This is a genomic window from Mitsuokella sp. UBA4253, from assembly GCF_002395285.1.
Classification (GTDB): Bacteria; Bacillota; Negativicutes; order Selenomonadales; family Selenomonadaceae; genus Mitsuokella; species Mitsuokella jalaludinii.
The window spans coordinates 111,972-133,138 of sequence record NZ_DGWR01000014.1 but is presented as its reverse complement, the minus strand read 5'-3'; the positions used below and the strand labels follow the sequence as shown (position 1 = coordinate 133,138).

At 58.6% G+C, this 21,167-nt stretch carries 24 protein-coding genes and 1 pseudogene; 3 read left to right on the top strand and 22 right to left on the bottom strand.

From position 1 onward, the window contains the following. Window positions 1-25: 25 nt before the first annotated feature. Entirely contained in the window at window positions 26-1,549 is a 1,524-nt protein-coding gene (gene xylB, locus B2X55_RS07090; RefSeq protein ID WP_278520233.1) for a xylulokinase, read from the bottom strand. A 398-nt stretch (window positions 1,550-1,947) separates the two neighbouring features. Between xylB and B2X55_RS07085 the strand changes: the two genes are divergently transcribed. Beyond that, a complete protein-coding gene (locus B2X55_RS07085; protein WP_286821495.1) occupies window positions 1,948-3,441 on the top strand; it encodes an L-fucose/L-arabinose isomerase family protein in 1,494 nt (497 codons plus the stop codon). 142 nt (window positions 3,442-3,583) lie between these two features. Here B2X55_RS07085 and B2X55_RS07080 read toward each other — a convergent pair whose 3' ends face one another. The 4 genes from B2X55_RS07080 to B2X55_RS07065 all read right to left on the bottom strand — a co-directional run bounded on the left by B2X55_RS07080 (window position 3,584) and on the right by B2X55_RS07065 (window position 5,792). Next, window positions 3,584-4,204, bottom strand: coding sequence for a hypothetical protein (locus B2X55_RS07080; protein ID WP_286821494.1), 621 nt, complete (start codon window positions 4,202-4,204; stop codon window positions 3,584-3,586). A gap of 5 nt (window positions 4,205-4,209) precedes the next feature. After that, window positions 4,210-4,773: a hypothetical protein gene (locus B2X55_RS07075; RefSeq protein WP_286821493.1), complete on the bottom strand. Its 564-nt coding sequence runs from the start codon at window positions 4,771-4,773 to the stop codon at window positions 4,210-4,212. A 100-nt stretch (window positions 4,774-4,873) separates the two neighbouring features. Further along, window positions 4,874-5,461 (bottom strand): DNA-3-methyladenine glycosylase I, encoded by a 588-nt coding sequence (locus tag B2X55_RS07070; protein ID WP_286821492.1) that lies wholly within the window; start codon window positions 5,459-5,461, stop codon window positions 4,874-4,876. Window positions 5,462-5,474: 13 nt separating this feature from the next. Beyond that, on the bottom strand, window positions 5,475-5,792 hold the full coding sequence (locus B2X55_RS07065; RefSeq protein WP_286821491.1) for a TIGR04076 family protein: 318 nt from the start codon (window positions 5,790-5,792) through the stop codon (window positions 5,475-5,477). A 417-nt stretch (window positions 5,793-6,209) separates the two neighbouring features. Between B2X55_RS07065 and B2X55_RS10885 the strand changes: the two genes are divergently transcribed. Then, a complete protein-coding gene (locus B2X55_RS10885) occupies window positions 6,210-6,362 on the top strand; it encodes a hypothetical protein (protein ID WP_353887774.1) in 153 nt (50 codons plus the stop codon). Here the strand turns inward: B2X55_RS10885 and B2X55_RS07060 are convergent. Next, the gene (locus B2X55_RS07060) at window positions 6,289-6,639 is read right to left on the bottom strand and encodes a hypothetical protein (RefSeq protein ID WP_286821490.1); all 351 of its coding nucleotides are present in this window, start codon (window positions 6,637-6,639) and stop codon (window positions 6,289-6,291) included. The genes B2X55_RS10885 and B2X55_RS07060 overlap by 74 nt on opposite strands. A 72-nt stretch (window positions 6,640-6,711) precedes the next feature. Between B2X55_RS07060 and B2X55_RS07055 the strand changes: the two genes are divergently transcribed. After that, a complete protein-coding gene (locus B2X55_RS07055) occupies window positions 6,712-8,088 on the top strand; it encodes a DUF389 domain-containing protein (protein WP_286821488.1) in 1,377 nt (458 codons plus the stop codon). Window positions 8,089-8,135: 47 nt separating this feature from the next. Here B2X55_RS07055 and B2X55_RS07050 read toward each other — a convergent pair whose 3' ends face one another. The 16 genes and pseudogenes from B2X55_RS07050 to B2X55_RS06975 all read right to left on the bottom strand — a co-directional run bounded on the left by B2X55_RS07050 (window position 8,136) and on the right by B2X55_RS06975 (window position 21,160). Next, window positions 8,136-8,819 (bottom strand): TerC family protein, encoded by a 684-nt coding sequence (locus tag B2X55_RS07050; protein ID WP_286821487.1) that lies wholly within the window; start codon window positions 8,817-8,819, stop codon window positions 8,136-8,138. Between the two features lie 241 nt (window positions 8,820-9,060). Further along, the gene (locus B2X55_RS07045) at window positions 9,061-9,447 is read right to left on the bottom strand and encodes a C-GCAxxG-C-C family protein (RefSeq protein WP_270528253.1); all 387 of its coding nucleotides are present in this window, start codon (window positions 9,445-9,447) and stop codon (window positions 9,061-9,063) included. An 81-nt stretch (window positions 9,448-9,528) separates the two neighbouring features. Beyond that, on the bottom strand, window positions 9,529-10,320 hold the full coding sequence (locus tag B2X55_RS07040; RefSeq protein WP_286821486.1) for an urease accessory protein UreD: 792 nt from the start codon (window positions 10,318-10,320) through the stop codon (window positions 9,529-9,531). Next, on the bottom strand, window positions 10,317-10,955 hold the full coding sequence (gene ureG / locus B2X55_RS07035; RefSeq protein WP_286821485.1) for an urease accessory protein UreG: 639 nt from the start codon (window positions 10,953-10,955) through the stop codon (window positions 10,317-10,319). Before ureG ends, B2X55_RS07040 begins: the two co-directional genes overlap by 4 nt. A 36-nt stretch (window positions 10,956-10,991) precedes the next feature. Further along, on the bottom strand, window positions 10,992-11,702 hold the full coding sequence (locus B2X55_RS07030; protein ID WP_286821484.1) for an urease accessory protein UreF: 711 nt from the start codon (window positions 11,700-11,702) through the stop codon (window positions 10,992-10,994). Further along, on the bottom strand, window positions 11,695-12,240 hold the full coding sequence (locus tag B2X55_RS07025) for an urease accessory protein UreE (protein ID WP_286821483.1): 546 nt from the start codon (window positions 12,238-12,240) through the stop codon (window positions 11,695-11,697). The genes B2X55_RS07030 and B2X55_RS07025 overlap by 8 nt, the downstream gene beginning before the upstream one ends. Before the next feature lie 61 nt (window positions 12,241-12,301). Continuing rightward, window positions 12,302-14,023: an urease subunit alpha gene (gene ureC, locus B2X55_RS07020; RefSeq protein ID WP_286821482.1), complete on the bottom strand. Its 1,722-nt coding sequence runs from the start codon at window positions 14,021-14,023 to the stop codon at window positions 12,302-12,304. Window positions 14,024-14,127: 104 nt separating this feature from the next. Beyond that, a pseudogene (gene ureB, locus B2X55_RS07015) lies at window positions 14,128-14,424 on the bottom strand (urease subunit beta); the annotation flags it as partial. Between the two features lie 33 nt (window positions 14,425-14,457). Beyond that, window positions 14,458-14,760, bottom strand: coding sequence for an urease subunit gamma (gene ureA, locus B2X55_RS07010; protein ID WP_270528246.1), 303 nt, complete (start codon window positions 14,758-14,760; stop codon window positions 14,458-14,460). Between the two features lie 35 nt (window positions 14,761-14,795). After that, window positions 14,796-15,491, bottom strand: a complete 696-nt coding sequence (gene urtE / locus B2X55_RS07005; RefSeq protein ID WP_286821480.1) for an urea ABC transporter ATP-binding subunit UrtE — start codon at window positions 15,489-15,491, stop codon at window positions 14,796-14,798. Continuing rightward, window positions 15,484-16,272, bottom strand: coding sequence for an urea ABC transporter ATP-binding protein UrtD (gene urtD / locus B2X55_RS07000; protein ID WP_270528244.1), 789 nt, complete (start codon window positions 16,270-16,272; stop codon window positions 15,484-15,486). The genes urtE and urtD overlap by 8 nt, the downstream gene beginning before the upstream one ends. Next, a complete protein-coding gene (gene urtC, locus B2X55_RS06995; protein WP_286821478.1) occupies window positions 16,269-17,375 on the bottom strand; it encodes an urea ABC transporter permease subunit UrtC in 1,107 nt (368 codons plus the stop codon). Before urtC ends, urtD begins: the two co-directional genes overlap by 4 nt. A 17-nt stretch (window positions 17,376-17,392) precedes the next feature. After that, window positions 17,393-18,283 carry an urea ABC transporter permease subunit UrtB gene (urtB, locus tag B2X55_RS06990; RefSeq protein WP_286821477.1) on the bottom strand — a complete coding sequence of 297 codons (891 nt, stop codon included), beginning with the start codon at window positions 18,281-18,283 and terminating at the stop codon, window positions 17,393-17,395. Between the two features lie 71 nt (window positions 18,284-18,354). Then, a complete protein-coding gene (gene urtA / locus B2X55_RS06985; RefSeq protein WP_286821476.1) occupies window positions 18,355-19,506 on the bottom strand; it encodes an urea ABC transporter substrate-binding protein in 1,152 nt (383 codons plus the stop codon). Window positions 19,507-19,871: 365 nt separating this feature from the next. Further along, window positions 19,872-20,558 (bottom strand): dethiobiotin synthase, encoded by a 687-nt coding sequence (bioD, locus tag B2X55_RS06980; RefSeq protein ID WP_286821475.1) that lies wholly within the window; start codon window positions 20,556-20,558, stop codon window positions 19,872-19,874. A gap of 2 nt (window positions 20,559-20,560) precedes the next feature. Further along, complete coding sequence (locus B2X55_RS06975) at window positions 20,561-21,160, bottom strand: biotin transporter BioY (RefSeq protein WP_286821474.1); 600 nt, start codon at window positions 21,158-21,160, stop codon at window positions 20,561-20,563. Window positions 21,161-21,167: the final 7 nt, after the last annotated feature.

Genomic DNA, 21,167 nt, shown 5'->3' with positions numbered 1-21,167 from the left:
TCCTTTATCCTATACACCATCTATCTCATAGAGCAGCCAAATCCTCGTAGCAATCCTTGAGCTTCTGATAGAGCTTCTGATAGAGCGCGTGACCCTTCTCGTAGTAGGCATGCGCTGCGGCATCGGGCTGGCACCAGGTGTCCTGCTCGATGAACTCTTTGCAGGCTGTCTGCACATCGGGGAAGATGCCTGCGCCTACGCCTGCGAGGATGGCAACGCCGAGGGCTGGGCCTTCCTGCGCCTTGATCGTCTTGACTTCGCAGCCGTACATGTCTGCGAGCATCTGGCGCCAGACGCGGCTCTTGCCGCCGCCGCCGCAGGCCATCATCTCCTTGACATTGACCTTCATCTCGCGCAGGATGTCGAAGCAGTCGAGCAGCGAGTAGCTGACGCCTTCCATGACGGCGCGCAGCATGTCGGCCTTCGTGTGGATGGCCGAGAGGCCAAAGAAAACACCGCGGCAGTTCGGGTTGAGATGCGGCGTGCGCTCGCCCATCAGGTACGGCAGGTAGATCAGGCGGCGGCTGCCGATTGGCACCTTCTCGACATCCTGGTTGATGAGGTCGTAGGAGTCGCAGCCGAGGCGCACGGCCTTGTCTTTGTAACCTTCCGCGAGGTTGTCGCGGAACCAGCGCAACGAGAGGCCCGCCGCCTGCGTGACGCCCATGACGTGCCAGCAGCCCGGCACGGCGCAGCAGAAGGTGTGCACGCGGCCCTGCGGGTCGATGCGCGGCTCGCTCGTATGCGCGAAGACGACGCCGCTCGTGCCGATTGTCGTGAAGGCCCGCCCGTCAAAGACGATGCCCGTGCCGACAGCTGCCGCTGCGTTGTCACCGGCACCGCCGACAACGACAGTATCTACTGACAAGCCCGTCTTTTCCGAAAATTCTTTGCTGATGGTGCCCGTGACTTCCGGGGACTCATAGACTTTCGGCAAGAGAGCCTTGTCGATCTCGAGCTTCTCGAGCACTTCATCCGACCAGCAGCGATGTGGGATATCGAGGAGCTGCATGCCGCTCGCGTCGGAGACCTCCGTCGCGTACTCGCCCGTCATGCGGAAGCGGATGTAATCCTTCGGCAAGAGGATGTGACGGCAGCGGCGGTAGTTCTCCGCCTCGTGGTTGCGGACCCAGAGAATCTTCGAGGCCGTGAAACCCGTCAACGCCGGATTCGCCGTGATCTCGATGAGGCGCTTGCGGCCGACGCGCTCCGTGATTTCCTCGCATTCCTTGCCCGTGCGCTGGTCGCACCAGATGATGGACGGGCGGATGACCTCGTTCTTCTCGTCGAGCATGACGAGGCCATGCATCTGCCCCGAGAGGCCGATGCCCTTGATGTCCTCTGGCGCAACACCTGAGTCCTTGACGACCTTGCGGATCGTCACCAGCACCGCATTGTACCAGTCGAGCGGCTCCTGCTCCGCCCAGCCGTTCTGCGGCTGGTAGAGTGGATATTCCTGAGAAGCTGACGTGACGACATGGCACCGTTCATCAAACAAGACCGTCTTCGTCGCCGACGTGCCGATGTCAATACCGATCAGATAACGCATGATTCCTTCCTCCTTGGTGCCCGCCTTTGTTTTGCGTGCACATGAACGCTTTTCATGTACTCAATATAGCACAAGAAAAACCACTCGTCAATACGATAATTCAATTTTTATTTCATCGCGATGCGTGTAATTTCCTCGCATATCCATTCGTTATACCTCTCAAATTCATGATTTCGCCGCTCTATATTGGCGCTTATATGGAAGAAAAACGCATTTCAGCTGCAAACCTGGCAAAAATAAAATAAAAATCGAATCAAACAATTGACAAACCAGAAAAGAGGTGCTATTCTAATAACCGTGATGAGCGTGCACATGCACGCCAATAAAACGACAAGCAACGGCGCGGGGCACTCCCCAGAGCCACCGCAGCCCAATCTGTATCAAAGGAGCGTTTCACCATGAACATGAGCAACATCCCGGATCTCAAATGCGGCATCATCTCGGTCAGCCGCGACTGCTTCATCATCTCCCTCTCGGAGAACCGCCGCCAGGCCATCGTCTCGGCCTACGAGAAGAAATACGGCGACCTCTACGAAGTGAAGAAGACGGTCGAGAACGAGCGCGACATGCTGACAGCGGTCAAAGAAGCCAAGGACGCTGGCTGCAATGCCCTCGTCGTCTTCCTCGGAAACTTCGGCCCGGAGACGCCGGAAACGCTGATCGCACGCGAATTCGACGGCCCGATCATGTATGTGGCCGCTGCCGAAGAGACGGGCAAGAACCTCATCAACGGCCGTGGCGATGCTTACTGCGGCATGCTCAACTGCTCCTATAACCTCGGCCTGCGCCACCTCAAGGCATTCATCCCCGAGTACCCGGTCGGCACGGCAGAAGAGCTTGCCGACATGATTGCGGAGTTCCAGCCGGTCGCACGCACGCTGCTCGGCCTCAAAGACCTCAAGATCATCACATTCGGCCCGCGCCCGCAGGACTTCTTTGCCTGCAATGCCCCGATCCAGCCGCTCTACGACCTCGGTGTCGAGATTGAGGAGAACTCTGAACTCGATCTGCTCGTCGCCTACCGTGCGCACGAGAATGACCCGCGCATCAAGGACGTCGTCGCCGACATGACGGCAGAGCTCGGCACCGAAGGCGGCAATCCGTATCCGGATCTCCTGCCGCGCATGGCACAGTATGAGCTGACGCTCATGGACTGGATGGAAGAGCACAAGGGCGCGCGCAAGTACGTCGCGTTTGCCAACAAGTGCTGGCCAGCCTTCCCGACGGAGTTCCGCTTCGAGCCGTGCTATGTCAACAGCCGTCTCGTCTCGCGCGGCATCCCCGTCGCCTGCGAAGTCGACATCTACGGTGCCCTCTCCGAGTACATCGGCCTCTGCGTCTCGCAGGATGCCGTCACGCTGCTCGACATCAACAACTCCGTGCCGAAAGACCTCTTCGAGGCAAACATCAAGGGCACGAAAGACTACACGCTCCAGGATACCTTCATGGGCTTCCACTGCGGCAACACGCCGCTCTGCAAGCTCCGCAAGGGCGGCGTCAAGTACCAGCTGATCCAGAACCGCCTGCTCGAGGACGGCAATACGCCGGACATCACGCGCGGCACGCTCGAAGGTGACATCGCCGACGGCGACATTACCTTCTTCCGCCTGCAGAGCACGGCTGACGGCCAGCTGCGCGCCTACATCGCCGAGGGCGAAGTCCTGCCAGCTGCCACGAATTCCTTCGGCGGCATCGGCATCTTCGCCATCCCGGAGATGGGCCGCTTCTACCGCCACGTCCTCATCGAGAAGCGCTTCCCGCATCACGGTGCCGTCGCCTTCGGCCACTTCGGCAAGACGATCTTCTCCATCCTCAAATACCTCGGCGTCGGCGATATCTCCTTCAATCAGCCAAAAGGCATGCTCTACCCGAGCGAGAACCCCTTCGCCTGATCCTTGTTTCTCCTGTTCTTACACTGACTCTTTCCCAATCAAAAAGCTCCCGGCATATGCCAGGAGCTTTTTTGCTTGCTGCATCAGTCGAGCAGCAAGCTCTTTTCTTTTTCATACTGTGGCACGCGGATCTTTTAGGCGCTCACCGCCCTTCCTCATCGCGTTCCCGCAGCTTGCAGAGGATGGCGTCATGGCGGTCCCAGAAGCCGGTCTGCTGCATGGCCGCGGCTTGGAGGCGCGGGAAGCGGGCGATAATCTCCAGTATGCTGCGCTCGGCAAGCTCGACGAAGCTCTCGTAGGTCAGCTGCAGGAAATGCCTGCGGCTGTCGATGAGGCTCGCGCCTTGCTGCGTGTCGTAGGGCATGCCGGGCACGAGTTCATCGTAGGGCGGTTCAGCCTCATCTTCATCATGCGGGAAAAACGGACTCATCGTGACCATGAGCTCCATCCCGTCGACGCTATCGCCGAGTTCATTCCAGTCTTCCAGGTCATCGATATCCGCTTCCTCAGTATCATCATCTTGCTCAGGGCTGCCCGCTGCTTTATCACCCGATGCATCGCCTGTAGCCGGCTCATCTTCAGTCAGCCACTCGATCTGGATATCGTAGCAGACATCGCCGATGCGCACCTGGCCGAAGTACTCGCCGCCCGGAAGGACAGCCTGCCAGTCATTCAGCAGGCGCCAGCGCAGCTCCAGGAAGTCGGCCAGCGTGAAGTGCGACCAGTCCACCTGCATCGCATCTTTCTCCTCTCCCCTATGCATGCTGCTCATGGATTCTGGTCCACAACGGCTTCGATCAGGATCGTCGTGACCTGCTTCTCCGGATTGACCGCCTTGAGGAACGTCCACGTGCGCTGCGTCTCCTCACGCGGCAGGCGGGCGGCCAGCAGAGTGTCATTCGTCAGGGCGAGGCGGTCGAAGGCCTGATTCGCAAAGAAGAGATTGTTCTCGTCGGCCTTGAGTCCCAGTGCCGTCAGCGTGCAGTCAAAGACGACGCGCAGCTTCTCCTGCTCCGCCGCATCGATGGCACCGTGATGCGCGATGACGATGTTCGAGAGGCGCCCGGCCTGGTTCGCATTGAGGATCATGACCGTGCCCGCATCGATCCCGGCAAAGTACGAGATGTAGTTCCCCTGCACGCGCTTCGTCAAGTCGCCCGCGATCGGGTAGGCACTGATCTTGTTGTAGGCCGCAGCGAAGCCGTCCGCATCCAGGCTGTCCTCCAGCTGCACCTTTGTCTCCGTCAATTCATTGAGCCCCGCCGCCTGCGTGACCGAGATCGAGGCCACCAGCAGGAACAGTGCCAGTAAGCATGTACTGATTTTCTTCATGATAATTCTCCCTCACAAATGCATGATGTTGTATAGATTACCTATAGATTCTACCACACCCAGAGAGCAATCTCCATCCTCATGCAAAATTCTCTCCCCGTCATGCACCGCCTCCCGAAAGGCAGGAGTCGGAAAGAAAGCAGCCGGGCTCATGTGACTCGATGACGCCGACGGCCTGCAGATACGAGTAGATCGTAGTCGAGCCGACAAACTTCATGCCGCGCTTCTTTAGGTCTTTGGCCAAGGCATCGGATAGCGGTGAGGTGGTCGGGCCGCACTCGTGCACGACCTTTCCCTCCGTCCACTGCCAGAGATAGCAGTCAAAGCTGCCGCATTCCCGCTGAATATCCCTGAAGACGCGCGCATTCCCTACAGCCGCCTCGATCTTGCGGCGGTGGCGGATGATGGCGGTATCCCGCATCAGCCGCTCGACATCCTCTTCTGTAAATGCACCGACTCTCTCCAGATTGAAGCCGGCAAACGCCCGCCGGAATCCCTCGCGCTTGTTGAGCACGCATTCCCACGAGAGCCCCGCCTGGAAGCATTCTAAGAGCAGCATCTCAAAGAGCTTGCCGTCATCATGCACGGACCTGCCCCATTCCTCATCGTGATAGCGGACGTAGCGCTCATTCTTTGGATTGGCCCAGAAGCAGCGCCGCCTGCCATCCGGCCATTCAAGAGGTTCCATCTTGCTTTCCCCTTCATTTCTCAGCTTCTTCATCCAATGCTTCCAGCAGGAAGCTCACCGGGCGGAAGCCATCATTGCACGAGATCATCGCGGAACGGGGATTCTTCATCCATCCCTCATAGAAATCTTCCGCACCGTGCGCGAGTCCCATGACGAACGGCGACATCGTCTCCCACGCACTCTCGCAGAGCCCTTCCGGCCGCTGCCAGCCATTCGCGATGAATACCTGCCCTTCCTCCATCGCGCAGGCATCCTCCATCGGATTCTCGTACTTCGCCATGAGATCCTCATAGCAGGCCTTGCGCATCACCGTAATCCGCACCTTTTTCATCGTCACCCTCCCAAAATACGATCACTTGGATCTATCTCATACCGCAGTCTATCACATCGGGAATAAAAAACCAAGACATCAAACCAGTACAGTGTATCCGATGGATGTAGGAATTTGCATTTAAACTGTAAATCTGATATAATAGAGAAAACATATTGGATTACAAGGCGGAGTCTGTTCACCGACAGGCTCCGTCTATTTCTTTATAAGGGGGCTTTTTATTGTATCGGACAAATTTACAGAAAAATACCGTTATACCGAGTCTTATCATCATTGCATCAGTTGCACTGGGATGCATCGTGGTGCCTGAGGGCGCGAAGGCCGTCCTAACCTTCCTCAATCAGGAACTGTTCACCTCCTTCAGCTGGATCTACATCCTCAGCATGGCCTTCTTTTACCGAGAACATCGGCTACTACTTGACGCACATCGTAGAGCTGTCCTTCCGCACTTTTGCCTATAAGATCACCAAGGAAGAGTGGTTCACGAGCTGGACCATCATGTACTGGGCCTGGTGGACTGCAGGCGGAATTCGCGAAGAACGGGATTGCGGCGCAGGTCCGCAGCGGTGAAGAAGACGGGCTCCCGTACTGCGAACTCATCGTCGAGAGCGGCCGTCTCCGCGACTTCCTTTACGGTGTCGGCTGCAAGGAACACGCCGTCTCCAAGATGGTCGTCTCCTCCAGCCTCCTCCCGAAGATGGATACGGTAGATGACTTCGAGCCGGTCTGCTACTTTGCCGACGGCAAGCGCGGCTACAGCCTCAAGTACATGCGCCGCTAGGAACTGCTGACCGATGTCCTGCGCCAGTACGAGCGCTATATCCGCATGATTGCCAACAGCAAGCATAATCTGTACCTATTCGACAAGAAGAATGATGAGACGTAATCTCTCCTGTGAAAGGTGATGTGAGATGAAATGATGTGGCGTGATCTATTCAATCTAAAGGGAGGCGCCGCCTCCATCCAAGAAATCAACCAGCGCATCCTTGCGGATGCGACGGTATCGGGGACGAATCTCATCGTCCTCGTCATGGCCATCATGATTGCCTGTGTCGGCCTGAACATGAACAGCGTCGCCGTCATCATCGGCGCCATGCTGATCTCCCCGCTCATGGGTGGGATCGTGGCCATCGGGTACGGCATGGCCACATACGATGTGCACTTCATCCGTCAGTCCATGATCAAGCTCGCCTTCCAGGTGGGATTCGCCATCCTGACGGCCTCCCTCTACTTCGCCATCTCGCCGCTGGCCTACTCGACGGACGAGCTTCTGGCACGCACCTCGCCTACCATCTGGGATGTCATCGTCGCCCTGTGCGGCGGCATTGCAGGGGCCGTCGGCAATACGCGTCAGGAAAAGAGCAATGTCATCCCCGGCGTAGCCATCGCTACCGCTCTGATGCCTCCGCTCTGCACAGCCGGATACGGGCTGGCATCTGGCCATTACCCCTTCTTCCTCGGCGCGATGTACCTCTTTTTCATCAATGCCTTCTTCATCGCACTCGCAGCCTTCCTCGTCTTCAAAGTCCTCGGCGTCCCATCGCATGGTGATGTCGCAGCCTCACAATTCCAGCGGCAGCGAATCATCCTGGCGGCTCTCGGCATCTTGATCACGGCGCCGAGCATCTATCTCGCCTATCAGATGGTCGAGGAGAATCTGCGCGACATGCAGGTCAAGAGCTTCATCAGCGAGGACATGGACTTCCAGACGACGAGCGTCGTCTCCTACACCGTAAAGGACCACGTCCTCACCGTCGATCTCGTGGGCACGCTACTGACCGAGAAAGAGATTGATGCCCTTCAGGACGAACTGCACGCGCGCAACAGGCTCCAAGACCTCGAGCTCGTCGTCATACAGGGGCAGCGCGAACTCGACCGCGAGCAAGTTCAGAACCTCATCAATGCGCGGCTCGAGAAGCAGAGCACTTCCGAAAAGGAAGTCTCCTACAAGAACCTCTCCGCGCAGTATTACCCGGCCTACAAGCGCGCGAGCGCAGACCAGCAGACCATCGAGCTCCTCACCCAGCAGGCCCCCCTTCTCTTCCCCGAGGTCCTGTCCATCCAGGGCGGCACATTGACATCCGTAACGCCCCAGAAGGATCAGCCAAAAACGGAGAACAAAGTGGACCACAAGCGCTTCATGGTCGAAGTCATCGTCAAAGAGCCGCTCCGCCCAGAAGAAGCCGACCGCTTGCAGAAGTGGATTGCCGCACAGGTCGATATGCCTGTCCTCATGACCGTCCAGACTGCAGATCATCCCAGTGACTTCTACGGCGACGGCATCGCCTGGCCATAAAAAACCTGCCTTCACCATCAAGGTGAGGGCAGGTTTTTTCTCTAGGCTCAAGCCGTTTGGCTCTTGGCGCGGCGGCTCATGCAGAAACCGATGAGGATGACGCCTGCGGCGAGGACGGCCTGGATGGCAATGGCTGCCCAGTCGCCGACGGCGCTCGTGATCATCGTGCCGAGGATCTTGTCGTGGGCAATCATAGAGCCAGCCGTCCAGCCTAAGAGGCCTGCACCCGCGTAGAGCACGACGGGAAAGCGGTCCATGATCTTGCCGATGAGCGTGCTGCCGCCCACGATGATCGGGATGCTGATGAGGAAGCCGAAGACAACGAGCATGAAGCTGCCGTGCGATGCACCGGCGATGGCCAGTACGTTGTCAACGCCCATCGCAGCATCGGCGATGATGATCGTCTTCACGGCACCCATGAGGCTGTCCGACGCCTCGACGTGCTCATCCTTCTTCTCCGGCACGAGCAGCTTCACGGCAATCGGCAGGAGGATCAGTCCGCCGATGGCCTGCAGGTACGGGATGGTCAAGAGCCATACGGCCACGAATGTCATGACGAGGCGGATGATGACGGCACCGGCCGTGCCGATGAGGATTGCCTTCTTGCGCAGATTCTCCGGCAGTTTGTTCGCCGCCATCGCAATGACGACGGCATTGTCGCCGCCGAGCAGCAGGTCCATCAGGACAATCGTGCCGAGGGCCATGAGGAATTGCATCGATAAGATTTCCATGTGATTGATTCCTTTCTCCAGGTATCCATAAACAAAAAGAGACTTCCGCATGGTATCCGGGGAACCGGGTATCATGCGAAAGTCTCACCTATTACATCAATGTGTGTAATGCTGCCACCAGCCGCTCACGCGGCATGCTTGTTGACGGCAGGCCAAAGAGGTTACTCCCCTTCGCTATTCGTTTGTAGCATCAGTATACCAGACCGACGACCCCATTGTCAATCTGCCGCAGCAGGAAATCTCATCCGAGGCGCTGCTCTGCTGCACGCACGGCATAGCGCACGCAGTCGTCACAGGAGCAGAGCATCCTGCCCGTCTCGATTCCCTTGAGGTCCTTGCAGATCGTAGCACCGGCTTTCTCCTGGAACTCGTGCAGGATCTCGCGCATGATGGCTGCCGTCGGCTTGCCGCTCTTGTTGCAGAGCCCCATGACCATGCTCGCACCGCAGAGCGCCCCGCACGTCGCCTCCGTGCAGCCCATGCCCATGCCAAAGCCCGAGCCGAGCGCCCGGAGCTCTTCCTCCGGCCTTCCGAGTTCATCCGCAAATGCCAGCAGCACGGCCTGCGCACAATTGCAATCTCCATGTTTATACGCCACAGCCTGCTCGGCTCTATCGTTCATTTCCATGATCTACTCTCCTGTTTTCCTAGCAAAATACATTTTTTCCTTATTATACGTCATCTGTATCCGCTTGCCAACAGGCCTTCATCATGCGCGGCGCAGGAAATCCTTGATGCGTGCTTGCAGCGCGACGAGCATCTCGCTGCCGTTAGCGAGTACCTTGAGGCAGAGGCCGTCTTCGCCAAAGCGCGTCAGGCCAGCCTGGCAGTCATGCACATCGAGTATCGGCCGGAGACAGGCGCGCAGGTCTTCCTCACGCACGGGGAAGTGGCAGAGCACATAGTTGCCGAGATGCGTGTATCCCTCATACTGGGTAAAGCCCTCGCAGTCTGCGCCGTCCTCCTGCGGTGCAAAGCGGAAATTGTCGGCGTAGAGCGGAGTGCCGCCCGATGTGATGTGCACGCGGGAACGATAGAGGCGATAGGCAAAGCGCTCCCCGCGGGCGGCGCGGCCGCAGGCCAGTATGTCGGAGTAGAACAAGCGGCTCGTCTCGTCGGCCAGCTCGATGGCGAACGCGCTGCGGAACGCGGAGTCGGCAAAGGGCAGGACGGGCAGCGGCACATAGAACAGCGTCGCGTCACGGCCGACCGTGACCCTGCCCTCGCGGACAGCCTCGCCCTCCGCCATCTGATGGATCTTCTCGTAGGACTGCGAAAGGAATTCCGCCTTCGTACCGGGTTCCAGGGCGATGGTGATGGACTGCCTGTCCCCCGCCATGAGGCCTGCCGATACCTTGACGACCATGATCTGCAGGAAGCCGTCCTGACGGAAGGGATGCAGGACTTTGAACGGGGCCGTGAAGGAGAGATGGCGCATCTTGCCCGGCGCAAGTACCAGCGATAATTCCGAGACCTTGCCGAACGGATTGGTCTGTGTCATCTTCCATCCTTCCCATCGTGAGGCCCCTGGCTGTCTTCCAGCAGGACATTGTGGCGTATCCAGGCGATGATCTCAGGCACGCCCTCTTTCTTCATGAGATTCGTGAACAGGAACGGCCGCGAGCCGCGCATCTTCTTGGAATCGCGGTCCATGACGCCGAGGTCGGCCCCGACATACGGTGCGAGGTCTTTTTTGTTGATGACGAGCAGGTCGGACCGCGTGATGCCGGGACCGCCCTTGCGCGGGATCTTGTCTCCTTCTGATACATCGATGACAAAGATCGTGGCGTCGGCCAGTTCCGGACTGAACGTCGCCGAGAGGTTGTCGCCGCCGCTCTCGATGAAGACGATCTGCGTGTCGGGGAACCGCTTTGTCAGCTCTTCCACGGCCTCGAGATTCATCGAAGCATCCTCGCGGATTGCGGTATGCGGGCAGCCGCCCGTCTCCACACCGAGGATCCGCTCCTTGTCCATGGCCGAGTGCTTGACTAGGAATTCGGCATCCTCCTTCGTGTAGATATCGTTCGTCACGACACAGATGCTGTAGTGCGGGCAGAGTTCACGCGTCAGCGCTTCTATGAGGGCGGTCTTGCCAGAGCCGACAGGACCGGCCACGCCAATTTTCACATAGGACATAAGGGACCTTCTTTCTTTTTCACTTGCGTTTCTGGATCAGGACATATAGAGGCGGGAGTACAGGACTTCGTGCTGCATGGCGCGGATGTCGAGCCCCGGTGAGGAAAGGCAGAGGTCATCGGCTTCGGCCGCAAGGGCCCTGTCGATGTAGGCGCTGTAGCACGTGCGGAAGGATGCGACGAGACGCGCGCCATCCGTCTGGGACAGCGGGATGAGCTTGACACATGTATTCGTCAGGGCGGATAGCTGTGCGTAGAGATAGTGCTGCAGGGCCGTGCGCTCCGGCAAGGCCAGCGCGGCCGCGAGTGCGCCGTAGCAGACGGGATGCGAGCACGACTGCTCAGCAGCCTTCACATAATCGTCAAAACGCGCGGCAAACGGCAGGCCGATCTTCGTGACATTCTTGGCCAGGCGCCGCCCGAGCTTCTGCAGGGCCTCGCGCGTCTCCCGCGGCACGCGCGCGGCACGGACTTCCGCTTCGAGCTCCAGCAGCTTTTCCAAACCGTCCGGCTCCCCAAAAGCCTCATAGGCCAGGCGAGCGGACAAGAGCTCTCCATAGAGAAAGCTGCCCGAAAAATACGCCCGCAGCCATTTCCCCGCCGTTGCTGCATCATGAACGCCCCCCTGCTGCACATACGTCTCGAGGCCGTACGAGTGCGCATACGCCCCGATGGGGAACAGCGCGTCATTGAGTTCCAGCAGCAGGAAGAGGGCGTCTTCCTCTGCACGCAGGCGGGACTCAGGCATGATGCCCCTCTCCTTCCGCAAGGGCCGCACGGCCATTATGGCCATGATGTACATGTGCATGATGATGCGTGCCCGATAAGAGCTTCAGGCGGCAGCGCTCCTCGAGCTTGACCGCCTGCTTCTCATAGGGCACCTGCAGTTTCTTTAAGAGGTCTTCCATCGCCGCATCGTACAGGACCGCAAAGGACAGGCCGCCAACCGCCGTTCCTCCCAGTGCATAGAGCGGGGCATGGCGGTTGCCGACTTCATAGCAGAAGCGGGCAATCGCCTCCAGCCCTTCCGGTTTTGCCACGAGCGACAGTGTCGGCAGGATCTCGACGGCGACGACCGTGTCCCCATCCACGAGCAGGACATCGCCGTCTCGCAGGCCGCGCAGCTGGGCTTCCGGCTCCAGGCGCAGGGCGATGTCACGCCCCTCGCGCGTCGTCCGGCGCAGCAGGCGCTTCTGTGCATCGGCATAATCGAGCTGCAGCGGATCGACCTTTTTCCCGGCATATGGCGCATCCGCCAGTGTGCCGCATACATGTGTGAGAATCATACTATCTCCCCTTCTCTCATCCAAATCCATCGCAATAGATCACCGCGCCTGTCAAGCAGCATCAGAACAGATGGTAGAGCTGCGTCAGCGGCAGCCGCTCGGCCGGCTTGCTCGTGATCTTCGTGCCATCGACGCGGACCTCATACGTCTCCGAATTGACCGTAATCTCGGGTGTCCTGTCGTTGAAGTGCATGTCCTTCTTCGTGATGTCCCGGCAATGCGAGACAGGGCGCACCTGCTTCATGAGCCCCAGCCGCTCCTTGACGTCATTCTCATAAGCCGCCTTTGACACAAAGGTAATACAGGTATCATGGCGTGCGCCCGCCGCGGCGCCGAACATCGGGCGGTAGAAGACGGGCTCCGGCGTCGGGATGGACGCATTCGGGTCGCCCATCTTCGAGGCAATGATGAAGCCGCCCTTGATGATGAGCTCCGGGCGCACGCCGAAGAAGGCCGGATTCCAGAGCACGAGGTCGGCGAGTTTCCCGGGCTCGATGGAACCGACCTCTGCCGAGAGGCCGTGCGTGATGGCGGGATTGATCGTGTACTTCGACAGGTAACGAAGGATGCGGAAGTTGTCGTTCTCGCCGGACTCCTCTGCCAGGCGGCCGCGCTCCTTCTTCATCTTGTCCGCCGTCTGCCACGTGCGCACGATGACCTCGCCGACGCGGCCCATCGCCTGTGAGTCCGAGCTCATCATCGAGAAGATTCCCATATCGTGGAGCACGTCTTCGGCAGCAATCGTCTCAGGGCGGATGCGCGAATCGGCAAAGGCTACATCCTCCGGGATGCGGCTGTCGAGATGATGGCAGACCATCAGCATGTCGAGATGTTCGTCGAGTGTATTCTTGGTGAACGGCATCGTCGGATTCGTCGAGGACGGCAGGATGTTCGCAAAGCATGCCGCCCGAATGATGTCGGGGGCATGGCCGCCGCCCGCTCCTTCCGTATGGTAGGTGTGGATGGTCCGGCCGCCGATGGCATCGAGCGTGTCCTCCACACAGCCTGCTTCATTCAGCGTATCCGTGTGGATGGCCGTCTGGACATCGTAAGCATCCGAGACGCGCAGGCAGGCATCGATGACAGCCGGTGTCGCCCCCCAGTCCTCGTGGATCTTGAGCCCCATCGCGCCCGCCTCGATCTGCTCGGCGAGCGGAGGCAGGCTCGAGCAGTTGCCCTTGCCGAGGAAGCCGAGGTTCATCGGATAGGCATCGGCCGCGCGCAGCATCTCCCGGAGATTCCAGGGCCCCGGCGTGCACGTCGTGGCATTCGTGCCGTCGGCAGGCCCCGTGCCGCCGCCGACCATCGTCGTGATGCCGCTGTAGAGCGCGGTCTCGATCTGCTGCGGACTGATGAAATGGATGTGCGAGTCGATGCCACCCGGCGTCACGATGAGCCCTTCGGCAGCCAAGGCTTCCGTCGAGGCACCGACCGTCATGCCCGGCGTCACACCCTCCATGATGTCCGGATTGCCCGCCTTGCCGATGCCGACGATACGGCCCGCCTTTATGCCGATGTCCGCCTTGACGATGCCCTGCACCGGATCCATGACAATGGCATTTGTCAGCACGAGGTCAAGTGCGCCGCCGTCACTCGTGATCTCCGAAGCCTGCCCCATGCCGTCGCGCAGCGTCTTGCCGCCGCCGAACTTCGCTTCGTCACCGTAGCTCGTGCAGTCCTTCTCGATCTCGGCCACTAAGTCTGTATCGGCCAGGCGAACCCTGTCGCCTGTCGTCGGACCATACATCGCTGCATACTTCTCACGGCTGATCTTGTAACTCATCAGGCATCGTCCTCCTTCGCTCCCCTGTCCTTCTCCTCAGCTCCTGCAAAGCCGCGCTCTCTTGCAGCGCGCAGGGCTGTATCGCGCTCCATCGTGCCGGCCGGCCCCATGGTCAGGCCGTTGAAGCCAAGGCAGCGGTTCCTGCCGCACAACGAGACGAGCGCGACTGTCTTCTGCTCGCCGGGCTCGAAGCGCACCGAAGTGCCGGACGGTATATCAAGACGCATGCCGAATGCTTCCCGGCGCGGGAAGCTCAGACAGCGGTTCACTTCAAAGAAATGGTAATGCGCGCCGACCTGCACCGGCCGGTCGCCGAGATTCGTGACGACGAGTTCCCGGACACTCCGTCCGGCATTGAGTACGATGTCCCCCTCTTTCAAGAAGAATTCACCTGGTATCATACCTTGACCTTCTTTCTCCGTTCATCGGGAAGTTCACTGGATGGGCTCATGTACCGTCACGAGCTTGGTGCCATCGGGGAATGTCGCCTCGATCTGCACGGACGGGATCATCTCGGGAACACCCTCCATGACATCGGCACGCGTCAGGAGCTCTCTTCCCTTCGACATGAGCTCCGTGACAGTGTGACCATCGCGCGCCATCTCCATGAGTTCCATGCTGATATACGCCACGGCTTCTGGGTGATTGAGCTTAAGGCCTCTGCCCCGCCTCTCTTCTGCCAGTTTGCCGGCATAATGCAGCATGAGTTTTTCCATATCCTGCGGCGTCAATCGCATCGTCTATCGGCTCCTTCCTTACGTCCCATATTGTTTCATGATGCCAGCATATACTGCTGGATTTCGTCTTTCTTCGCCTTGCCTGCCGCGACGTGCAGGACAATCTGGCCTTTGTCCATCACATAGCATTCGTCGGCCAGCTCCAGCGCAAAGTCCAGATACTGCTCGACAAGCAGGATGGAGAGGCCAGTTTCTTTGTTGATGGTGCGGATCGCATCGCCGATTTCCTGGATGACGGACGGCTGGATGCCCTCTGTCGGCTCATCGAGAAGCAGGAGCTTCGGATGCGCAATGAGGGCGCGGGCAATGGCCAATTGCTGCTGCTGGCCGCCAGAGAGGTCGCCGCCCTTGCGCGGCAGGAACTTCTCGACAATCGGGAAAAGGCGGAAGAGCTCCGACGGGTCCTGTTTCTTCCCGCCGCAGACTTCAAGGCCGAGGCGCAGGTTCTCCGCCACCGTCATCTGTGGAAAGATATCGCGTCCCTGCGGCACATAGCCGATGCCGCACCGCGCCCGCTCGTACGGCGGCTTCTTCATGAGCGCTTCGCCGGACAGCTCGATGCTGCCGGACGGCGTCTTGACCAGCCCCATGATACTCTTGAGCGTCGTCGTCTTGCCCACACCATTGCGCCCGACCAGCGCGATGATCTTGCCATCCGGCACCGAGAGATCGATGTTGTGGAGGATCTCACTCTCTCCGTAATACGCGGTTAACCCTTTGATATCAAGCATGCTGCTCCTCCCCTCGTCCCAGATAGACTTCCTGGACCTTCCTGTTCTGCATGACCTCGCTTGCCGTCCCTTCCGTGAGGATGGAGCCCTCGTGCATGACCGTCACATCATCGGCAATGCTCTTGACGAAGTTCATGTCGTGCTCGACGACTGCGACGGCACAGCGGTCCTTGATCTCTTCAAGGATGCGCGCCGTCTTCTCGGTCTCCGCCTGCCCCATACCGGCCACCGGCTCGTCGAGCAGCAGAAGTTTCGGCTCTTCGACGAGCAGCATCGCGATCTCGAGCCACTGCTTCTCGCCGTGTGACAGCGATTTGGCGCGCTCCTTGCTCTTCTTGTCGAGGCCGACGAGGTTGAGCACCTCGTAGATCTTTCTCGTATCGAGGTAGCGCTTGCGCATGAACAGCGAGCCGAACACGCTCTTGTCGTGGTTCAGCGCGATGCGCATGTTGTCGTAGACGCTGAGGTTGACGAAGGTCGACGGCACCTGGAATTTGCGGCAGATCCCCTTCTTGACGATCTCGAATTCCTTGAGTTTCAGGATATTGCCGACATCCGCGTAATCGACCTCGCCGGCAGAGGGCTTCGTCTTGCCGCAGATGACATCGAGCAGTGTCGTCTTGCCCGCACCGTTCGGCCCGATGAAGAAGTGGATCTCATGCGGGGCGATGGTGGTCGTCACATCGTTGACAGCCTTGAAGCCATCGAATTCAACGGATATATGTTTGAGGCTCAAGAGCGCATCCGAAGCGCTCTCTTTGCCGCTCCTATGAAGCATCATGATGCCATCCCCTTTCTCTTGCAGGCACGGCGTCTTCCAAGGAACGGGAGACGGAAATCCGGCAGATACGGCTGTGCCTTGGCGTACAGCGAAGACACAACGCCAACGAGGCCTTTCGGCATGAACAGTACGACGGCCACGAAGAGCAGGCCGATGAAATAGAGCCACATGTCAGGCGCCGTCTCACTGATGCCCGTCTTCATCGCATTGACGAGCAGTGCGCCGATGACGGCGCCGAGGAGCGTCCCGCGTCCGCCGACCGCAACCCAGATGACCATCTCGACCGAGAAGGCGATGTCGAGCTCCTTCGGCGAGATCATGCCCGCGAAGAGCACGTACATCGCACCGGCAATGCCCGTGATGACAGCCGAGATGCAGTAGATGAAGGTCTTGTAGCGGCTTGAATCGTACCCCGTGAAATACGTGCGGTTCTCACCATCACGGATCGCGATGAGGATCTTGCCGATGCCGCGGCTCATGAGCCAGGTGCAGAAGACGTACGTCGCGACGAGCAGAGCGACCGCAATATAATAGAAGTAAACGAGATTCATCGGGTTCTGGAGCTGGATGCCCATGAGCGTCGTGAAGCCCGTGATGCCGTTGCTGCCGCCCGTGTACGTCTGCATGCCGACAAAGATCGTCACGAAAGCCCAGGCGAGTGCCTGCGACAGGATGGAGAAATACACACCCTTGATGCGGTTCTTGAAGGTCGAGAAACCGACGAGCAGGGCGAGCAGGAGGGGCAGTGCGATGACCGCCAGGAAGGCGAACGGCGCAGATGCAAACGGCTTCCAGAACGCGGGCAGCTGCGTAAGGCCGCCCGTCACCATGAATTCCGGCAGCGAACTGCCGCTGGCCGCGAGCTTCAGATGCATGGCCATGGCATATGCGCCTAGGCCGAAGAACACGCCGTGGCCTAGGCTAAGGATGCCCGTATAGCCCCAGATGAGATCGATGCCCAGTGCTACGATTGCATAGCAGAGGAATTTACCGAGCAGCGTCAGCCGAAAGAGCGTCAGCACGAACGGCATCGTGAGCAGTGCCAGGACAAGGATGAGGAAGATGAGATTCTTCTTATCGCGAAACCAATACTTGATGCCCAAAATACAATTCCCCTTTCTCAATCATCGAGAGAACGGCTGCGCAGGGCGAAAAGCCCCTGCGGCTTCTTCTGCAAGAACAGGATGACGAGGAACAGCACCGCGGCTTTCGCAATCGAGGCCGTGCTGCCAAACTCAAAGACCGTGCTGGCCACACCGATGATCAGCGCACCGGAGATGCAGCCGATCAGCTTGCCCACGCCGCCGAGCACGACGACCATGAACGTATCGACGATGTAGTTCTGCCCCAGGGTCGGGCCGATGGAGCCGAGCAGCGTCAAGGCACATCCGGCAATGCCTGCCAGGCCGCTGCCGAGGGCAAAGGTCAGGCAGTCAATGCGCTTGGAGCGGATGCCGAGGCACTGTGCCATGTCACGGTTCTGGATGCAGGCGCGCATCTTGCGGCCGAAATCCGTATGATAGAGGAAAGCCCAGACGCCAATGAGGCAGGCCAGGACGAGCGCCAGGATGAACAAGCGCTTGTAGGACATCGAAACACCCAGGAAGGAGATGCTGCCTCCGAGGAACGCCGGTGCCACGACATTGACATTCGGCGCACCGAAGATGCTGCGCGCGAGCTGCTGCAGGATGAGGCTGACGCCCCAGGTCGCCAGCAGGCTGTCGGTCGGCCTCCCGTACAGTCGGCGGATGACGACGACCTCGAGCACCATGCCGAAGACAGCCGCCATGAGGAACGAAACGAGAATCGAAACGAAGAAATAGCCATCGCCGAGAACTGGCATCAGCAGGCCCTGCACGACATACGTCGTATAGGCGCCAACCATGATGAATTCACCGTGTGCCATGTTGATGATTCCCATGAGGCCAAAGGTGATGGCCAGTCCCAGTGCTGCCAATAGCAGGATAGAAGACAGGCTGAGACCGTTGAACAAGATGGTGAGTATATCCATAAATGCCTCTCTTTTTCAGGAATAAGTACAGGAGGCAAGCTGCTGCCTCCTGCACGTCTTACCGTATCGCTTTACTTTGCTTCATCACTGAGGCCTTTCGCCCAGTCATACGTCTTGAGGAACGGATCCGGCTTGATCGGGTCTGTCGCAAATACTTCATCGATGAGTCCCTTGCTGTTGACCTTGCCGATGCGCACGTATTTGTAGAGATGCTGGTTGTCGCCATCAATCTTGACCGTGCCTTCCGGTGCATCAAAGGTGATGCCGCCAGCAGCAGCGCGGACCTTGTCGACATCAAAGCTGCCTGCCTTCTCGACGGCTGCTTTCCAGAGATAAACGGCATCGTAAGCGGCTTCAATCGGGTCATCCGTGACGCGGTCTTCACCGTACGCCTTCTTGTAGGCGGCGACGAACTTCTCATTGGCCGGCGTCTTCGTCGTCTGGTAGTAATCCCACGAAACGAGATCGCCCTCGATGTTCTCTGCACCGATGCCCTTGATCTCCTCTTCAGCAATCGAGAACGACATGACCGGGCAGGCCTCCGCCGTCACACCGGCATCTTTCAGCTGCTTGAAGAACGCCACGTTGGAGTCACCGTTCAGGGTATTGACGATGACATCGGGGTGAGCGGCCTTGATCTTGCTGATGATCGTCGCGTAATCGGTGTAGCCCATCGGCGTGTACTCTTCACCGACGACCTCGCCGCCCTGCGCAGCGAGCTGTGCCTTGATGATGCGGTTGGCCGTCTGCGGGAATACGTAGTCGCTGCCGACGAGGAACATCTTTTTCTTGCCATTCTTCATGAGATACTCGATGGCCGGCACGATCTGCTGATTCGGAGCAGCGCCCATGTACATGATGTTCTTCGACTGCTCCATGCCCTCGTACTGGATCGGATACCAGAGCAGTCCGTTCGAGCCCTCGACGACCGGCTTCACGGCCTTGCGCGAAGCACTCGTCCAGCAGCCGAAGATCGTCGCAACTTTATCGTTCATCAAGAGCTTCTTCGCTTTCTCCGAGAAAATCTGCGGGTCTGATGCACCATCCTCCTCGATGGTTTCAATCTTCTTCCCCATCACGCCGCCCTGATCGTTGATCTCCTGGATGGCAAGTTTCTCGGCATCGCGCACCGACGTCTCACTGATGGCCATCGTACCGCTCAGGGAATGAAGCAGCCCGACTTTCACCGTGTCTCCTGAAGCATTGCTCGTATTGCCGCTCATGGCGCTGTCTCCGCCACAACCTGTGACCAGGAGGCTAGAAGCCAGTAGGGAAATCCCTAATAGTCTTTTCCACATTCTCATACTCACACTTCGCTTTCTTTTGAACCAATCTCCAAACAGCGGCATTCTCTCGAGAAAATCGATACCCAGCCAACAAAAAGGAGCTCATGACTCATGCAGATGCATGAATCATGAGCTCCGCTGCTCACCTGAACTGGATATGGCCTTATTGTAAGGCCATGTATGTATTTTGTCAACACTATTCATGTATGTATACAAAACACAATCTGTTTACATTTCCGTATTCCCTGTATAAACATAAATGCCAGACTTTTCCTTGATGAACACAAGATTGTCTGCACTTCTCATCGGTAAAGCCGGTGCAGCACCTCGTCCGCGATATCAAGATCCTGGTCGCCTTCCTTCACGCAAGCCAGCACCTTGACGCCAGTCAGCTGCTCGATCATCGCCGCATTGTCCTCCTGCATGCGATCACCGGACACATAGCGGTTGAATATGACGCCTCGAACGGGGATCTCACGCCTGCGCAGGTGCTCAATGGTCAGCACAGTACTGTTGATGGTGCCGAGCCCGGCATCGGCAACGACCAGGACACCAAGGTCCAGTTCTTTGACGAGATCATCGAGAACGACGTGTTGCGTCGCATCCCAGCGCAGCGGACAGATGATCCCGCCGCTGCCTTCCATCGTCAGATAGTCACAGCGCTCTTTCGCACATGCGAAGTCCTCCCTGACGCGCGCGAAGTCAATGGGCTGCTGGCAAAGCTTTGCAGCCAGGTGCGGCGATACGGCATCTTCATACACGTAGGAGACAAGATCCCCGGCCGACTCGCCGAGTTTTGCCACACGATTGACGTAGAGCGCATCACCCGGCTGCAGCGTCCCGTCAGCAGCCGGGACAGCGCCCGAGAGTGCCGCCTTGTAGTAGCCGGAAGACAGACCGGCCTCGCGGAGTTTCTTGACGATGAGAGCCGTCACATACGTCTTGCCGACATCCGTGCCCGTACCCGTGATAAAGAGAGCCTTGCCCATCATCATGCCTCCTTTGCTTCATCTGCAGCCGTGCGCACCGGCTGCGCCGACATAGAGAGCCATAGCCCGGCACGGTAGCAGCGATACGCGAGACCAGCAGCCGCCGCACAGAGCAAAAAATCCGGCCCGGCCTGCAGGATGCCGCAGTAGAAGATGGCTGCCCAGAAGCCGATTGGGGCATCGATGACGTAATTCGAGACCACATAAAACCAGCTAATGCCGATGGCGTAGACGATGGCAAGGCCTCCGGTGTTCACGGCCAACAAAGAGCGCAGAGAGATTTTGTGCAGGCGGCGTGCACAGCGGCCGCAGAACCATGCCTGAACGACAAACCCCAGCAGATAGCCGAAGGTCGGCTGCACGAGATAAGCCGGGCCGCCGCCTGAGGCAAAGACCGGCACGCCAATCAGGCCAAGCAGGACGTAAGCCGCAACGGCCAAAGCACCGAGGCGCGCACCGAGCACCAATCCGGCCAGCAAGGTGAACAGAAACTGCAGTGTGTAGAAATCCGATCCGATTGGAATGCGAATCAGTGTGCCAATGGTGATCAAGGCAATGAATAGGCCGCAGAGGACCAGTTCGCGAATCGTAAATTTTCCCATGTGTACT

Coding starts and splice junctions, on each gene's coding strand:
- xylB (WP_278520233.1), bottom strand. CDS start 1,549: ATGCGTTATCTGATCGGTATTGACATCGGCACGTCGGCGACGAAGACG.
- B2X55_RS07085 (WP_286821495.1), top strand. CDS start 1,948: ATGAACATGAGCAACATCCCGGATCTCAAATGCGGCATCATCTCGGTC.
- B2X55_RS07080 (WP_286821494.1), bottom strand. CDS start 4,204: ATGCATAGGGGAGAGGAGAAAGATGCGATGCAGGTGGACTGGTCGCAC.
- B2X55_RS07075 (WP_286821493.1), bottom strand. CDS start 4,773: ATGAAGAAAATCAGTACATGCTTACTGGCACTGTTCCTGCTGGTGGCC.
- B2X55_RS07070 (WP_286821492.1), bottom strand. CDS start 5,461: ATGGAACCTCTTGAATGGCCGGATGGCAGGCGGCGCTGCTTCTGGGCC.
- B2X55_RS07065 (WP_286821491.1), bottom strand. CDS start 5,792: ATGAAAAAGGTGCGGATTACGGTGATGCGCAAGGCCTGCTATGAGGAT.
- B2X55_RS07060 (WP_286821490.1), bottom strand. CDS start 6,639: ATGCTTGCTGTTGGCAATCATGCGGATATAGCGCTCGTACTGGCGCAG.
- B2X55_RS07055 (WP_286821488.1), top strand. CDS start 6,712: ATGTGGCGTGATCTATTCAATCTAAAGGGAGGCGCCGCCTCCATCCAA.
- B2X55_RS07050 (WP_286821487.1), bottom strand. CDS start 8,819: ATGGAAATCTTATCGATGCAATTCCTCATGGCCCTCGGCACGATTGTC.
- B2X55_RS07045 (WP_270528253.1), bottom strand. CDS start 9,447: ATGGAAATGAACGATAGAGCCGAGCAGGCTGTGGCGTATAAACATGGA.
- B2X55_RS07040 (WP_286821486.1), bottom strand. CDS start 10,320: ATGACACAGACCAATCCGTTCGGCAAGGTCTCGGAATTATCGCTGGTA.
- ureG (WP_286821485.1), bottom strand. CDS start 10,955: ATGTCCTATGTGAAAATTGGCGTGGCCGGTCCTGTCGGCTCTGGCAAG.
- B2X55_RS07030 (WP_286821484.1), bottom strand. CDS start 11,702: ATGCCTGAGTCCCGCCTGCGTGCAGAGGAAGACGCCCTCTTCCTGCTG.
- B2X55_RS07025 (WP_286821483.1), bottom strand. CDS start 12,240: ATGATTCTCACACATGTATGCGGCACACTGGCGGATGCGCCATATGCC.
- ureC (WP_286821482.1), bottom strand. CDS start 14,023: ATGAGTTACAAGATCAGCCGTGAGAAGTATGCAGCGATGTATGGTCCG.
- ureA (WP_270528246.1), bottom strand. CDS start 14,760: ATGCGATTGACGCCGCAGGATATGGAAAAACTCATGCTGCATTATGCC.
- urtE (WP_286821480.1), bottom strand. CDS start 15,491: ATGCTTGATATCAAAGGGTTAACCGCGTATTACGGAGAGAGTGAGATC.
- urtD (WP_270528244.1), bottom strand. CDS start 16,272: ATGATGCTTCATAGGAGCGGCAAAGAGAGCGCTTCGGATGCGCTCTTG.
- urtB (WP_286821477.1), bottom strand. CDS start 18,283: ATGGATATACTCACCATCTTGTTCAACGGTCTCAGCCTGTCTTCTATC.
- urtA (WP_286821476.1), bottom strand. CDS start 19,506: ATGAGCGGCAATACGAGCAATGCTTCAGGAGACACGGTGAAAGTCGGG.
- bioD (WP_286821475.1), bottom strand. CDS start 20,558: ATGGGCAAGGCTCTCTTTATCACGGGTACGGGCACGGATGTCGGCAAG.
- B2X55_RS06975 (WP_286821474.1), bottom strand. CDS start 21,160: ATGGGAAAATTTACGATTCGCGAACTGGTCCTCTGCGGCCTATTCATT.